This window comes from Speluncibacter jeojiensis, assembly GCF_029589495.1.
Classification (GTDB): Bacteria; Actinomycetota; Actinomycetes; order Mycobacteriales; family Mycobacteriaceae; genus Speluncibacter; species Speluncibacter jeojiensis.
Genome location: NZ_JAAIVF010000007.1, coordinates 228,300 through 241,569, shown reverse-complemented (window position 1 = coordinate 241,569; position 13,270 = coordinate 228,300). Strand labels below are relative to the sequence as shown.

General features: G+C 70.8%; 14 protein-coding genes. 8 read left to right on the top strand and 6 right to left on the bottom strand.

Annotated elements, in window-relative coordinates:
• Nucleotides 1-4 precede the first annotated feature (4 nt).
• Genes G4X40_RS19900 through G4X40_RS19880 form a run of 5 tightly spaced genes read left to right on the top strand, consistent with a single transcriptional unit; the run spans nucleotide 5 to nucleotide 3,975 of the window.
• Nucleotides 5-847, top strand: a complete 843-nt coding sequence (locus G4X40_RS19900) for a glycoside hydrolase family 25 protein (protein ID WP_277835078.1) — start codon at nucleotides 5-7, stop codon at nucleotides 845-847.
• Nucleotides 844-1,221 carry a hypothetical protein gene (locus tag G4X40_RS19895; protein WP_277835076.1) on the top strand — a complete coding sequence of 126 codons (378 nt, stop codon included), beginning with the start codon at nucleotides 844-846 and terminating at the stop codon, nucleotides 1,219-1,221. Before G4X40_RS19900 ends, G4X40_RS19895 begins: the two co-directional genes overlap by 4 nt.
• Complete coding sequence (locus tag G4X40_RS19890; RefSeq protein ID WP_277835074.1) at nucleotides 1,218-1,592, top strand: hypothetical protein; 375 nt, start codon at nucleotides 1,218-1,220, stop codon at nucleotides 1,590-1,592. Before G4X40_RS19895 ends, G4X40_RS19890 begins: the two co-directional genes overlap by 4 nt.
• Nucleotides 1,589-3,379 (top strand): hypothetical protein, encoded by a 1,791-nt coding sequence (locus G4X40_RS19885; protein ID WP_277835072.1) that lies wholly within the window; start codon nucleotides 1,589-1,591, stop codon nucleotides 3,377-3,379. The genes G4X40_RS19890 and G4X40_RS19885 overlap by 4 nt, the downstream gene beginning before the upstream one ends.
• Complete coding sequence (locus G4X40_RS19880; protein WP_277835070.1) at nucleotides 3,379-3,975, top strand: hypothetical protein; 597 nt, start codon at nucleotides 3,379-3,381, stop codon at nucleotides 3,973-3,975. The genes G4X40_RS19885 and G4X40_RS19880 overlap by 1 nt, the downstream gene beginning before the upstream one ends.
• 342 nt (nucleotides 3,976-4,317) lie before the next feature.
• On the opposite strand, the gene G4X40_RS19875 is transcribed toward G4X40_RS19880, so the two are convergent.
• The 4 genes from G4X40_RS19875 to G4X40_RS19860 all read right to left on the bottom strand — a co-directional run bounded on the left by G4X40_RS19875 (nucleotide 4,318) and on the right by G4X40_RS19860 (nucleotide 6,499).
• A complete protein-coding gene (locus G4X40_RS19875; RefSeq protein ID WP_277835069.1) occupies nucleotides 4,318-4,686 on the bottom strand; it encodes a hypothetical protein in 369 nt (122 codons plus the stop codon).
• Between the two features lie 84 nt (nucleotides 4,687-4,770).
• Nucleotides 4,771-5,490: a DUF2637 domain-containing protein gene (locus G4X40_RS19870; protein ID WP_277835067.1), complete on the bottom strand. Its 720-nt coding sequence runs from the start codon at nucleotides 5,488-5,490 to the stop codon at nucleotides 4,771-4,773.
• A complete protein-coding gene (locus G4X40_RS19865) occupies nucleotides 5,487-5,660 on the bottom strand; it encodes a hypothetical protein (protein ID WP_277835065.1) in 174 nt (57 codons plus the stop codon). Before G4X40_RS19865 ends, G4X40_RS19870 begins: the two co-directional genes overlap by 4 nt.
• Nucleotides 5,657-6,499, bottom strand: a complete 843-nt coding sequence (locus G4X40_RS19860) for a helix-turn-helix domain-containing protein (RefSeq protein WP_277835063.1) — start codon at nucleotides 6,497-6,499, stop codon at nucleotides 5,657-5,659. The genes G4X40_RS19865 and G4X40_RS19860 overlap by 4 nt, the downstream gene beginning before the upstream one ends.
• Before the next feature lie 110 nt (nucleotides 6,500-6,609).
• Between G4X40_RS19860 and G4X40_RS19855 the strand changes: the two genes are divergently transcribed.
• The 3 genes from G4X40_RS19855 (at nucleotide 6,610) to G4X40_RS19845 (ending at nucleotide 8,970) form a co-directional block, all read left to right on the top strand.
• On the top strand, nucleotides 6,610-6,750 hold the full coding sequence (locus tag G4X40_RS19855; RefSeq protein WP_277835061.1) for a hypothetical protein: 141 nt from the start codon (nucleotides 6,610-6,612) through the stop codon (nucleotides 6,748-6,750).
• 14 nt (nucleotides 6,751-6,764) lie between these two features.
• A complete protein-coding gene (locus G4X40_RS19850) occupies nucleotides 6,765-7,679 on the top strand; it encodes a DNA-3-methyladenine glycosylase family protein (protein ID WP_277835059.1) in 915 nt (304 codons plus the stop codon).
• Nucleotides 7,680-7,743: 64 nt separating this feature from the next.
• Nucleotides 7,744-8,970 carry an AI-2E family transporter gene (locus G4X40_RS19845; protein ID WP_277835057.1) on the top strand — a complete coding sequence of 409 codons (1,227 nt, stop codon included), beginning with the start codon at nucleotides 7,744-7,746 and terminating at the stop codon, nucleotides 8,968-8,970.
• Here the strand turns inward: G4X40_RS19845 and G4X40_RS19840 are convergent.
• Nucleotides 8,967-12,011: an AAA family ATPase gene (locus G4X40_RS19840; RefSeq protein ID WP_277835056.1), complete on the bottom strand. Its 3,045-nt coding sequence runs from the start codon at nucleotides 12,009-12,011 to the stop codon at nucleotides 8,967-8,969. The two genes, G4X40_RS19845 and G4X40_RS19840, sit on opposite strands and share 4 nt — an antisense overlap.
• Entirely contained in the window at nucleotides 12,008-13,156 is a 1,149-nt protein-coding gene (locus tag G4X40_RS19835) for an exonuclease SbcCD subunit D (protein WP_277835054.1), read from the bottom strand. Before G4X40_RS19835 ends, G4X40_RS19840 begins: the two co-directional genes overlap by 4 nt.
• Between the last annotated feature and the right edge of the window lie 114 nt (nucleotides 13,157-13,270).

The following is a 13,270-nucleotide window of genomic DNA, read 5'->3' as shown; positions in this document are numbered from 1 at the left end:
ACTCATGACCATCTTCGGCATCGACATCAGCTCGTACCAGGCCGGACTCGACCTCGCGCAGGTGAAGGCGGAGGGCTTCGACTTCGTGTTCGTCAAGGTCACCGAAGGCTCCGGGTACGTGAACCCGACGTGGCCCGGCTTCCGCGATGCGGCGAACGCGAACGGGCTCGTGCTCGTCGGCTACCACTACCTCACGACCGACGACGTGAACGCGCAGGCCGACAACTTCGTGCGCAACCGCGGCCCGAACATCCCCGCGATGATCGACTTCGAGGCGAACGGCGGCACCCTCGGCAACTTCTGGGCGTTCGTGAACGCGGTCAACGCGCTCGGCGTGCAGATCGCCCTGTCGTATATCCCGCGCTGGTACATCCAGGGCGCCGGCGGAGGCGGTGACCTGTCGCAGGTGCCGGGCCTCATCTCCTCGAGCTACGTGTCCGGGTCCGGCTACGCATCCGCGCTGTATCCGGGCGATCAGTCGAGCTACTGGGACGGCTACGACGGCGGCACCCCGGCGATCCTGCAGTTCACGGACTCCGCGCAGGTCGCCGGGCAGACCGTCGACGCCAACGCGTTCCGCGGCAACCCCGATCAGCTCCGCGCGCTGCTCGCGCAGCCCGCGGGCGCACCTGCTCCCCCATCGGCCCCAACTCAGGAGGACACCATGACCCCCGACCAGGACGCGATCCTGCGCGACATCCAGGTTCAGCTGCGCGGCCCCGGCTGCGCGGGCTGGCCGCAGCTCGGCACCAACGCGGCCGGGCAGAACCTCACCCTCGTCGACGCGCTCGCCGAGGCCCTCAAGCGGATCGAAGCACTCGAATCGAAGGCAGGAGTTCAGGCATGAGCACCAAGATCAGCGCGTACGCGAAGACCATCGAGGCCCTGTTCGGCACCGTGCTGATGGTCGGCACGACCGCCCTGGCGTGGGCATCCAACGACATTCCGCTCGCGTGGCTAGGCGGCATCCAGGCCGTGCTGGCAGCGATGACCGTGTTCCGAGTGTGGCTCGTGAAGAACGAGCCGCTCATCGAGCAGGGTGTGGACGAGGTCGAGTCTGTGGTGCACGACGTCGAACACAAGGACGCTCCGGCCGCACTCGGCACCGCGGTGCAGGTGGTCGCGGACGGGCAGCTCGGCGCCGACCGGGCGGCCGTCGACGCGCTGCTCGCGGAGATCCGCGGCAAGCACGCGGCCGACCCGCAGGCGCCCACCGCGTGAACGGCGGATGGGGAACCGCCGGCGTGGAGGCGGTCACGTTCTTCGGTGGCTCCGCGGCGGCGGCCCTCATCCAGAAGGTCGGCAACCGGAAGCACTCCGAGGTCATCATCGAGAAGGACCGCGCCTCGGCGGTGCAGCTCCTCACCGACGCGGTCACCTCACTCGGTGCCCGCGTGTCCACGCTCGAAGGCGACCTGCAGCAGACGCGCGAGGAACTCGCCACGTCGCAGCAGGAGCAGACCCGCGTCACCGGCCTGTTCCACCAGGCCGTCTCGGTGATCCGGGACGCGTTCGACATCCTGCGCGCCAACAACATTCCGGCCCCGAAGATCAGCGATGACCTCGAGGCAGAGATCGAGAGGTCGACATGAGCATCCCCGCTGGCGTGAAGACGGTGCAGGTGTCGTGCCTGCCGTCGAGTCTGGGCACCGTCACCTCGGTGCAGGTGCAGGCGACGCCGACGCTGAACCTGCAGTGGGCGGCGACCGGACAGTCTCTGGCGTCGATGTGCACGACGTCGCCGATCCCCGGCTGGCTGCTGCTGCCCGCGGTGGATCAGGGCGGCTTCGTCACCCCGGACACACATCTGGGCATGACCGGCTGGTCGTACCTCGTGACGGTCACGTGGACGGACTCGACCGGCGTCTCGGGCACCGAGTCCGGCACCGTGCAGGTGTTCCAGGACGATGCGACCGAGTACCTGATCAACTCGGGCGGGGACCTCGCGACGCCCGTCTCGTACCCGCTGGGCGGGATCGCGATCTCGGGCGTGGTGGCGGCGTATTCTCAACTTCCCGCGTCGTCGAGCACCCCGGCCGCGTACCTGTGCGAGGCGGACAATCTCGTCTACGTGTGGCAGAACGGGGCGTGGCCTCCGCAGGGGTCCGGGTTCCACGTCGAGGGTCCGACCGGTCCGCAAGGACCGACAGGGTTGACCGGTCCGGCGAACACGCTCACGATCGGCACGGTTGCGTCGGGGTCGCCGGCGGCCGCGTCGATCTCCGGCGCGGCGCCGAACCAGACGCTGGACCTGACGCTGCCGCAGGGCAACCCGGCGCACTGGTGGACCGGATCCGGCGCACCGGGGCCGATCTCGGGCGCGCTGAATGGCGACATGTACCTGGACACCAGCGGCACCGGAAACGTCTACCAGCTCGACTCGGGGACGTGGACGCTGCAGGTGTCGATCAAGGGCCCGACCGGCTCGCAGGGCCCGATCGGGAACACCGGCGACACCGGACCGCAGGGCGTGGCCGCGCACTGGTGGACCGGCTCGGGCGCGCCCGGGACCGTATCCGGCGCGATCCAGGGCGACATGTACCTCGACACGTCGGGCACCGGCAACGTCTACCAGCTCGGCGCGAGCGCCTGGTCGAAGGTGGCGTCGATCGAGGGTCCGCAAGGTCCGGCCGGGACGATGACGAACGCGACCACCTCGGCGCCGGGCGCGGTTCAGCTCGCGGGGATCCTCGGCGGCACCGCGACGGCGCCGGCGTTCTCGTCGGCCGCGTTCGGCACCACCGATGGCACCGCGGCGCAGGGCAACGACTCACGCATCACCGGCGCCGCGCCGCTCGCGTCTCCGACGTTCACGGGCACGGTCACGGTCCCGGCGATGAAGGTCACCGCGGGCACCCCGGCGGTCGGCCAGGTGCTCACCGCGTCGGACACCTCCGGCGACGTCGCATGGCAGGCGCTGCCCGCTGCGTCGACGTCCGTCGCGGGCGTCGCAGAATTCGGCACCGTCGCAGGCACGGCGGCGCAAGGCAACGACTCGCGCTTCACGCGCCCCCTCGACTTCACCGTGCTGATCCAGGGAGGCACGCGCGCCACCGGGTTCGGGGACATGCCCGAGGGCATCCTGATCCAGCACGCGGGCACGATCAACCAGATCGTGTTCCAGGGCGGCACTGCGGACGCATCCGGCTCGACCACGGTCGCTGTGTGCACGACGACCACCGCGGGAACCGGCAACGGCACCGCGGTGTCGGGCGGCTCGTGCACGGCGACCCTGACGTCGGCGGGTGCGACTGCGACCCTCGCCTTCTCTGGCGGCCTCGCTGTCGCCGCGGGAACGTGGCTGCAGTTCAACACCACCGCGGTCGGAACCACGCCGGGTAACCGGCTGTACGGGCACGTCATGGGGACGTGGTCCTGATGTTCGTCGCACGGAAAGCCAGTCACGGCGCCCTCTACTCCGACAACTTCAACAGGCCCAACGGGAACGTCGGTAACGGCTGGGTCATGGCAAACAGCGCGAACCCGACCATTGTGTCCAACGCGATCGGTCAGAACGCGGTGAACAACGCGGGTGACATGTGGGCACTGTGGCCCACGCAATCCCTGTCGGACAGCATGTTCTCGCAGTGCACCATCGTCGGGTCCGCAGGCGGCTCAAGTTCGGCCATCGTGCTGGGCTTGACGATCAACGCGAACGCCAACCGCACGAACCATGTGACCGCCTACATCGGTCAGAACACCGTCTACATCTGCGCGAACACCTCTGCCGCGAGCAGTGCTGGCAACAGCCTGAAGTCCGCCAGCTACACCGCATCGGCGGCCCAGGTGGCGCGGTTCTCGTCGTCGTCTGGGACGTACACGCTCACGATCAACGGCAGCGCAGTCCTGTCGTGGACTGATCCGGGCGGCACGGTGACCACCGGTGCGGGGTACCGCTACTGCGGCTGGTCCACGTCCTGCAGTGGCACGAATCAGTCGTTCGCGCTCGACAACTGGTCGGGCGGCGACAACTGACCGCCCCACCCACGACAACGCCCCCGACCTCCGGCCGGGGGCGTTTCGTCGTCTCTGGACTACTGGATCGGACCGTCATCGGTGAGCTGCCACATAGTGCCGCCCGAACCGGCAGCAGGAAGGCAACTCGCAGACTGAGGGTTCACGGCGTTGTCGGCGTCGGCTGCGGCGTCGCAATCCGACTGCGTGCCGAACATCTCGCCATCGTCGGCCGGATCCCCCGAACCGGGATGAGCGGAGCCGGACGCGAGACCGGAGAGGAAGTCGGACACTGGATCGGCCGCAGCGACACCAGCCCCGACGAAGAAGACCGTCGCCGCAACCGCAACCAAGGCTGCGACCCTACGCATGGACGTTCGCTCCTGCCTGGTGGCTCACCTGGACGTCCGCGAGGATGTTGATTCGACGCTGCAGGTAGCGAGTCTGCGATGCGAACCACCCTGTCGCCCAGAACCAGGTGACGAAGGGTGAGACGCGGGTCGGCGATCCCACGCGTGCGTGTGCATCGTTGAGGCGCTTCGCCGTCCGGTGCAAGCCGACGAGGTTGTAGAACGGGATCAGCTGGGACCACCAGCGCGTCCACGCGAGCCGCTCGATCCCCGTGAAGGCGGCGAGCTCATCGTTGATCCGGTCATACCAAACCAGGTAGTAGATCCCGAACGTGATGACGCACAGCCACCATAGGCCCCAAGCGCCTTGCTTGCGGATCATCGGCTCGATCCCCTTTGAAGTTGGGTGCGCCCCATGCGCACGACAGCAAGATCGTAGACGCACGGGGCGCGTCGTGGATAGAGGTCAGACCGCGGCGAGCGCCGGCGTCGCCGACGCGGCCTTGCGCCATCGTCGCACCGACGCCTCGGACGTGCCGACTGCGCGCGCGACGGCCCGCTGCGACATGTCGGTCGTCGCGAGCAGGTGCAGTGCCTCGGCGCGCATCGCGTCGCTGTCGGGTCGCGGGCGCGCCGCGTCGAGGTCGAACAGTGCGGCAGTCGGCTGCGTCGGGGTGCGTTCCTGCGGGTCGTCGCAGGTGTCGCGCTCCGGAGCGGCGTCCTCGGCGTGCGAGGCCGCGGCGGAGGGGGTCTGCCGCGGCATCACGACGGGCGCCGCATCCTCAACCGCTGCATGCGCCTGCGTCGCTCCCCCGGTCGCGTCACGTCGCAGCTGGACCGCGAGGTGCGGCGCGACGAGGAGGCACAGCGGCGGCACGACCGCGACGAGTGCGCCAGCCCATCCCGGCAGCGCTCCGGCCGGCAGGAGGTGCGCCGCGGCACCCGCGACAACGGAGACGGTCGTCGACGCGCCGAGCAAGGACCACGCGTAGGTGCGTCGGGCCTGCAGTCGCATCACCGCGGCGGTCGCGGCGACCGCCAGGCCGTCGACGACGAACGGCCACGTGTGCGCCATGACGATGCCGTACCCGGCGCGGCCGGCCAGCGCGGCGAGGTTGCTGTAGCTGAGCGCGAACGCGAGGACCGCGATGCCGGCGGTCGCAGCGGCGTGCAGGTGGCGGGTCATCGGGTCTCCTCGGATCGGATGCGGTCGGCGAGCGCGCGGATGTCGTCCTCGAGCGCCCACAGGGCGTGGGCGTAGGACAGCGCGGCCTCCTGGCCGGGGGTGTGGGTCTCGGTCATCAGTCGGGTACGCGAGTCGTTCAAGAGCGCGGTGAGCTGATCGGCGATGGTCATGCGGCCACCGCCCGGCAGGAGCAGCGCACGGCTCGGCCCTGCGCGTCGTCGGGCAGCCAGCCGTACTCGTCGCACTGGTCGCACTTCGGTGCGACGCGGCGCGCCTGGCGCACTGGCATCGCCTGCCAGAGCCGAAGCCAGCCGTGCACGTGCAGCGTCGGGTTGGCGTCGCGGTGCGCCCGGCGCGCGGCGTCGACGAGCGCCGGGACGCCGTGCTGGTCGATCAGTTCGAGGATCGCCGTGCGCTGCGCGGCTCGGATGCGCCGGTAGCTGGCGGGAAGGCCCGCGTCGAGTGTCGCTGCCTCGAGGTCAGCGAGCTTCGCAGCGTCGGTGTCGTTGGCCTGCGCGAGCTTCGACAACGACGACCTCGGGTTCGTGGCGCACTGGCGAGGCTCGCGTGCAGGCCGGTTGTTGTTGGTCTCAATCCTTCGTGATCGGTCCTTTGTAAAGACGCCCAGCTCTCCGACGTCCGCCACGCGGGAGACCGGCATCTTGGGCGCCGGGACGACCTGCGGTTCCGTGACTTCCACGGGCTCTTCGTGGACGGTCTGGATCGTCGCGATCCGGCCAGTCTTGGGGTCGCGGACCTTCTCGCGGGTGAGGTAGCCGAGGCTCGCGAGTTCGCGCATCGCGGTGCGTACGGACTCGCGCCCCTCGGGAGACTGCGCGGCGATCGCATCGGACCGGGTGCGCCAGTCGGCGGGCTTGCTCAGCAGGAACAGCAAGATCCCGCGGGCCCGGTAGGACAGGCGGCCGTCGTTGATGACCTCGTTCGAGAGGATGGTGAAGTTGTCCGCGAGGCGTGGACCTCGGCGGATACCGCCGGTAGGATCAGACACGTTCGACTCCTTGGGTTAGTCGGACCACTCCCCGGAGGTGTTGGCGCACCTGCCGGGGTTCTGTTTTTCGTCAGCATCCCCAACGTGAATTGAGTGATCTGAATCCCTCGATGCTCAACCGTCGCATCCAGGTCCACCGGACGGTCACCTACGCCGACCTGCACGAGTGGCTGCGTCCGGGGGCACTGCTCGAGGATCCGCCGACCAGTTGGCTCAGCGATTGGATCGATGCGGATTCGAGTCGGTTCTGACGGTGTTGCACCGCTTGGCGTTTCGCGCACCGTTCGACCGGCCCTGGATGGACTGGTTCCTGCGGGCGCACGCCGCGCCGGGCATTGAATCCTACGAGGGCGGCTGCTACCGCACGTCGGTGCCGCTGCCGCACGGTCCGGCGCTGATCTCGCTACGGATCGGGCAGGATCACGTCGTCCTGGACACCGATGCCAACGCCGACCGCCGCGATGAGGCGGAGTTGCTCGCCCGCATTCGGCGCTTCCTCGACCTGGACGCCGACCCCCTCGCCGTCGACCGCACGCTGTCCGCCGATCCTCGGCTGGCTCCGCTGGTCTCGGCGGCGCCCGGGATCCGGCTGCCCGGATGCCTCGAGCCGCACGAACTGCTGCTGCGCACCATGCTGGGCCAGCAGGTCTCGGTGGCCGCCGCCCGGACCGCGGTCGCGCGGCTGGCCCGAGCCCTCGGCGAACCGCTGCACGACCCGACCGGTCGGCTGACCCACCGCTTCCCCGCCTCGTCCGCGATCGCCGAGCACGGCGCCGCGGTACTGACCGGACCGGGCCGGCGGGTGCGGTCGGTGATCGCTGTCGCCGCGGCGCTGGCCGACGGGACGCTGCGGCTGGACGTGGCTCGTGATCCGGGCGAACTGCGCGCGGAACTGCTCGCCCTGCCGGGCATCGGACCCTGGACCGCCGCCTACGTGGGCATGCGCCTGCTCCGCGACCCCGATGTGCTGCTGAGCACCGACCTGGTGGTTCGGCGCGGGGCCGAACTCGTCGGCCTGGACGTCGAGGACACCGGCCACCTGGCCCCGTGGCGCTCCTACGCGTCGCTGCACCTGTGGCGCGTCGAGGTCTGGCGCCGCGCGGGGCTCGATCCGGCGGCGCCGCCCGACCGCGCCGACCCGGACGCGATCACTCACCCGGACGACACCGGGCGCTTCTGAGATCATGGCGCAGACGGATCGTGACGCGGGCGCCGTGGAGGTCGCGGCAGATCGGAGGAACTGGATGAGTCCCATCGCCGACGGCGCCGACCGCGCCGGGCCCGACTCCGGCGGTGCCGGTGATGCGGCGTCGCGCAGTCGCGGCGCCGTCATCGGGTCGGGCGGCAAATGGCTCGCCAAGTGGGGGCTGCGACTGGTCCTCATCGCCGCCGGCGGGTGGGTGCTCTGGTTCGTGCTGTCGAAGCTGTGGGTCATCGTGCTGCCGGTGCTGCTGGCGGTGGTGCTCGCCACCGTGCTGTGGCCGCCGACCCGTTGGATGATCGACCACCGCATCGCGCCCGCGGTGTCCGCGGCCGTGAGCATGCTGGGCTTCCTGCTGGTGTTCGCCGGCCTGATCGCGCTGATCGCGCCGTCGCTGGTGAGCCAGTCGAGCGCGCTCGCCGACCGAGCGGTCGAGGGCATCGGCAAGGTGCAGAACTGGCTGATCGGTCCGCCGCTGAACATCGAACCGGACCAGATCGACCACGCCATCGAAGCGATCACCCACAAGGTTCAATCGAGCGCCAGCACGATCGCCGAAGGCGTCTTCAGCGGTGTCACGGCCGCGGGTTCCGCGCTGGTGACAGGCGTGCTGGTCCTGGTGCTGACGTTCTTCTTCATCAAGGACGGACGCCGCTTCCTGCCATGGATGCACCGGTCGACGGGCAGCCCCGCGGCGCGCCACTTCGAAGAGGTGCTCCGCCGCATGTGGAACACGCTGGGCGGCTTCATCCGGACGCAGGCGCTGGTGTCGTTGATCGACGCGTTCTTCATCGGCATCGGGCTGATCGTGCTGGGGGTACCGCTGGCCGGACCGCTGATCGTGATCACCTTCATCGGCGGGTTCGTCCCGATCGTGGGTGCGTTCGTCGCCGGCGCCCTGGCGGTGCTCGTCGCGCTCGTCGCCAAGGGCCTGACCACCGCGCTGATCGTGCTGGCGGTCATCCTGCTGGTCCAGCAACTCGAGGGCAATGTGCTCAGCCCGATGTTGCAGAGCCGCAGCATGCAACTGCACCCGGTGGTCGTGCTGCTGTCCGTCACCGCCGGCGGATCACTCTTCGGCATCATCGGCGCGTTCCTCGCGGTCCCGGTGGCCGCGGTCGGCGCTGTCGTGATCCGATACCTCGACGAGATCGTCACCGCCCACACCGCGGAGGCGGCGGTGCCGTCCGGTGGTGACGGGCCCGTCCGGGTCAGCGGCGACGAACCCGTGGGCGACACCGCCGATGAGACGCCGCCCGACAACCGTTAGGGCGCGACCATCTGCAGTGTGGACCCGGTCTTGCCGCGGATCACGTGCAGACGGCTGGGGATCCGCTGGCGCATCTCGTCGACGTGGCTGACCAGGCCGACGACCCGCCCGCCCTCGCGCAGTTCGTCGAGCACGCCCATCACCGCGTCGAGAGTGTCTGCGTCGAGAGTGCCGAATCCCTCGTCGATGAAGAGCGTGTCCAGGCTGATTCCTCCGGTCTCGGTGGAGACCACGTCCGCCAGCGCCAGTGCCAATGCCAGTGACGCCATGAAGGATTCGCCGCCCGACAACGTCTTGGCCGACCGGACCGCACCGGTGTAGTCGTCGCGGATGTCGAGGCCCAGACCGCCCCGCCTCCCGCGGCTGCCGACCTCGTCGGAGTGCACGAACTCGTAACGGCCACCGGACATTCGGCGCAGCCGCTCCGACGCCACCACCGCGACCTGCTCGAGCCGGGCCGCGAGCACATACGACCGCAAGGACATCTTCCGCGTGTTCTGGCCGCGGCCCGCGATGACCTCGGCGAGCGCGGCGAGCTCGTCGTGCCGACGTAGCAACGGCGCCAACGCTTCCAAACCCGCGCGCAGGTCCTCGCCGATCGCCCGCACCTCGGCGGCGCGACGCCCGGCCTCGGCCGCCGTTGCGACCGCCCGTTTGAGCTCGAGGTCGGCCTCCTGCGCCTCGCGGACCTGCTCGGTCAGGTCGATCGGCTCGCGTTCGACCATCGCCTGGACCTCGGGCTCGCTCAGCACCGCCCGCGCCGCGACCTCCACGTCGCGTGCGGCGGTGAGTTCGGCGTCGATCTCCTGTCGACGCCGATCCGGTCGCACCGCCGCAATCGCCTGGTCGAGCGAGGCGAAGCCCGCCTCCTCTGCCGCAGCGGCGAGCGCCTGGTCGAGTCGGGCCGCCGCGGCCTGCGTCGACGCGGCCTCGGCGACGGCGCCGGCCAACGCGGTCAGGTCCGCCACCGCCCGCACGAGCCGGTCACGCCGCACACCGACGGACCGATCCCCGCCGCGTGCCTCGTCGAGCCTGCCCTGGGCGGCGGTGATGCGCTGCTGCGTCTCGGCCACCTGCACCCGGTCCGCCGAGACCACACCCGCCAGTTCGGTTCCGCGCTGCTGCAACTGCTGGTCGCGCCCCCGCAGCCCCGACAGCGCCGACATCGCCGCGTCGAGACCCTCCGCCGTCGCACGCGTGGCCGCCAGTTCCGCGACCAGCGCCTCGCGTTCGCGCTCGAGTTCGTCGAGATCGCGCCCGCTGCAGCGGTGCACGTGCAGGTCGACCGCCGCATCCAGATCGTTCAGGTCCCGCCGCGCCGCGTCGACGGCCTCCGCCGCGATCTGCTCGTCGGCCTGCGCCTGCGCCTCGTCGTCCTTCGTGACCGCGGAGGCCTGGGCGCCCGCCGGCTCCGGGTGCGACATCGAGCCGCACACCGTGCACGGCTCGCCCGAGACGAGCTGACCGGCCAGTTCGGCAGCCATGCCCGACAGTCGGGCCTCGCGCACGTCGAGCAGTCGTTCCCGGGCCTGCAGGTGCGCCGCGCGCGCCGACGACGCGGACTCGGCGGCCGCGCCCCGGCGCAGCCGCAAGCCGACCAGTTCGCGGGCCGCCGTGGCGGCGTCGGTCGCACGCTCGCAGGCCCCGGTCAACCCTTCCGTCGCCGTCGACGCGGCGCGCGCCCGCTCGACCGCCGCCTCCGCGCGGAGGATCAGACCGGGGAGTTCCTGTTGCGCCGTCGCGAGCGTCTGCTGTTCGCGTTCATGCTCGGCGAGCCGGCCGCGCAGTACGTCGAGGTCGGCCGACCACTGCCGGCTGTCGTGCTCGAGCTGCACGAGGTCGTCCAGTCTCGCGACGTCGACGTCGCGATCGCGGGCATGCCCGGCCAGCGCCTCCGCATCGACGGTGCCGTCGGGTTCGGTCGACGCGGCCAGCGCGGCAAGGGATTCCGGATCGCTCTGCAACGGTTCACGGCACGCCTCGAGTCGCCGGGCCGCGCCGCGCGCGGTCTCGTGAGCCGACTCCGACTCGGCCAGCCGCCAGGTCACGGCCGTCGCCCGCCGCGCCGCGTCCAGTTCGGATTCGAGAGTGCGTCGGCGCTCCGCTCCGGCTTCGTGACGTTCCAGATCGCTCGATGCGCGGTCGCGACGCTCCTGCACGGCGCGCTGGGTCCGCCGTTCGTCGAGAGCCGCCCTGGCCGCGTCCGCGCGCGATTGCGCCCGCTGCGCCTCGTCGGCGGTGTGCGCCTGCCGGAGTTCGGCGCCCTCCAGCAGTTCCTGCGCCCATCGGGCCGGGTCCGACCGGGGGTCTGCACCGTCGGTGACGCCGGACTCGGGCTGCTCCGCCTCGCCGCCGCCCTCGCCCTCGTCACGGACGCCGACACCTGCCGCGGTCGACAGCCGGCCGAGATCGACGTCGAGTCGCCGGCGCGCGCGCTCGACCTCCTGCGCACTGTCGCGGCGGCGGTCCGCGAACCACGCCTCCACCGAACCGAACCTGCTGGTGTCGAACAGCCGCTCGAGCAGCACTCCCCGCTCATCGGTCTCCGCCCGCAGGAAACGCGCGAACTCTCCCTGCGGCAGCAACGCCACCTGGAAGAACTGGTCGGCACTCATGCCGAGCATCCGGCCGATCTCCGCGGCGATGTCCGGGATCCGGCTCAGGCTCTCGCGGTCGCCGGTGAGCCATTCGAGGGTGGCCTTGGGTTGCTCGGTGATGGTGCCCTCGCCGCGCTTCTTCGGGCGTTCGTAGCCGGGGCGGCGGACCAGCCGGAACCGCTCACCGCCCAGTGTGAGCTCCAGCCGCACCTCCGGGCACGTGCCGGCGGGCGCGTGGTCGGAGAGCAGTCTGCGGCCGTCCTTCCGCGCACCCGGCACGGTCCCGTACAACGCGAACGCCACCGCGTCGAGGATCGTGGTCTTGCCGGCACCGGTGTTGCCGTGCAGGAGGAACAGTCCGTCGGCGCCGAGCGCGTCGAAGTCCACCCGCTGGGTGTCGGCAAACGGGCCGAAGGCCGTCATCTCCAGGCTGTGTAGCCTCATCGCGCCGTCTCCTTCTCCGAGACCGCCTGCGCCAGAGCCTGTTCGACGAGGCGAAGTTCGGCGGCCGTGGGCTCGCCGCGGACGTCGGACAGGAAGCTGCGCGTGACCTCGCCGTCGCTGCGACCGCGCACCCGTTCGGAATAGCGCAACTCCGGGTTGCCGCCGGGCCGGCGCCACTCCATGTGCACGGCGAAGGGGAACCGTTCCTTGAGCCGCCGCATCGGGTCGACCGGCCGACGCTCATCGGTGAGCACTGCAGAGACATAGTCGTTCTCGGCATCCGCGAACTGCGGGTCCGCCAGCAGTTCGTCGAGCGTGCCGATCACCTGGCTCAGTCCCCGGACCGCCGGCAGGTCCATCCGCCGGACCGCGACGGCGCCGTCCGCGTCGAGGTCGACGACCCACACGGCCTTGCGGTGACTGCGCTCACCGAACGAGTACGGCAGCGGACTGCCGGAGTAGCGGATACGCTCGCCGAGCGTCTGCGGGGTGTGCAGATGCCCCAGCGCCACGTAGTCGACACCGTCGAACACCGACGCGGGCACGGTCTCGACACCGCCGGCCGAGATGGAACGCTCCGATTCGCTCGCCTCGCCGCCCACCACGAATGCGTGCGCCAGCACCACCGAACGGGTTCCCGCGGGCCGACCGGCCAGGTCCTCGCGTACCCGCGCCATCGCCGCCGTCAGGATCTCGACATGCGAACGGGCCTCGGGCACTTCGAGGGCGCGGCGCGCGACGTCCGGTTCGAGGAACGGCAGACCGTAGAACGCCACCGTCCCCGAGCCGTCCGCGAGCAGCACGGGCTCGGCCAATTCGTCGACGCGCGTGCGCAGGTGGAGCCCGCCGGCCGCGGCGAAGGCGGCGCCCGCACCCAGCCGCGCCGCCGAATCATGGTTCCCGGGGGTGGCGACGATGACGGCGCCGGCTGCCCGGATCCGCTCGAGCCCGCGGTTGCATGCCAGCACGGCGTCCGCACCCGGGATGGACCGGTCGTACACGTCGCCCGCGACCACCACGACGTCGACCTTCTCGACGGCGACGATCTCCGCGATCGCGGACAGCGCGAACTCCTGGTCGGCGAGCAGGTCGACCCCGTGAAAGGTCCGGCCGATGTGCCAGTCGGAGGTGTGCAAGATCCGCATGCCGCCGACCGTAGATCACCTCACCGACAGTCTCCGCGGCGGCACGCGGGCCCGACCGCGCCGCCCCGCCGGATCCCGCGACCCTGTCGAATCTGTCGGTGCCGTGGTGCACGA

What these genes read in the sequence shown, in the direction of transcription:
- G4X40_RS19900 (WP_277835078.1), top strand. Translation starts at nt 5, where the DNA reads ATGACCATCTTCGGCATCGACATCAGCTCGTACCAGGCCGGACTCGAC.
- G4X40_RS19865 (WP_277835065.1), bottom strand. Translation starts at nt 5,660, where the DNA reads ATGACCATCGCCGATCAGCTCACCGCGCTCTTGAACGACTCGCGTACC.
- G4X40_RS19845 (WP_277835057.1), top strand. Translation starts at nt 7,744, where the DNA reads ATGAGTCCCATCGCCGACGGCGCCGACCGCGCCGGGCCCGACTCCGGC.
- G4X40_RS19870 (WP_277835067.1), bottom strand. Translation starts at nt 5,490, where the DNA reads ATGACCCGCCACCTGCACGCCGCTGCGACCGCCGGCATCGCGGTCCTC.
- G4X40_RS19880 (WP_277835070.1), top strand. Translation starts at nt 3,379, where the DNA reads ATGTTCGTCGCACGGAAAGCCAGTCACGGCGCCCTCTACTCCGACAAC.
- G4X40_RS19885 (WP_277835072.1), top strand. Translation starts at nt 1,589, where the DNA reads ATGAGCATCCCCGCTGGCGTGAAGACGGTGCAGGTGTCGTGCCTGCCG.
- G4X40_RS19855 (WP_277835061.1), top strand. Translation starts at nt 6,610, where the DNA reads ATGCTCAACCGTCGCATCCAGGTCCACCGGACGGTCACCTACGCCGAC.
- G4X40_RS19875 (WP_277835069.1), bottom strand. Translation starts at nt 4,686, where the DNA reads ATGATCCGCAAGCAAGGCGCTTGGGGCCTATGGTGGCTGTGCGTCATC.
- G4X40_RS19840 (WP_277835056.1), bottom strand. Translation starts at nt 12,011, where the DNA reads ATGAGGCTACACAGCCTGGAGATGACGGCCTTCGGCCCGTTTGCCGAC.
- G4X40_RS19895 (WP_277835076.1), top strand. Translation starts at nt 844, where the DNA reads ATGAGCACCAAGATCAGCGCGTACGCGAAGACCATCGAGGCCCTGTTC.
- G4X40_RS19835 (WP_277835054.1), bottom strand. Translation starts at nt 13,156, where the DNA reads ATGCGGATCTTGCACACCTCCGACTGGCACATCGGCCGGACCTTTCAC.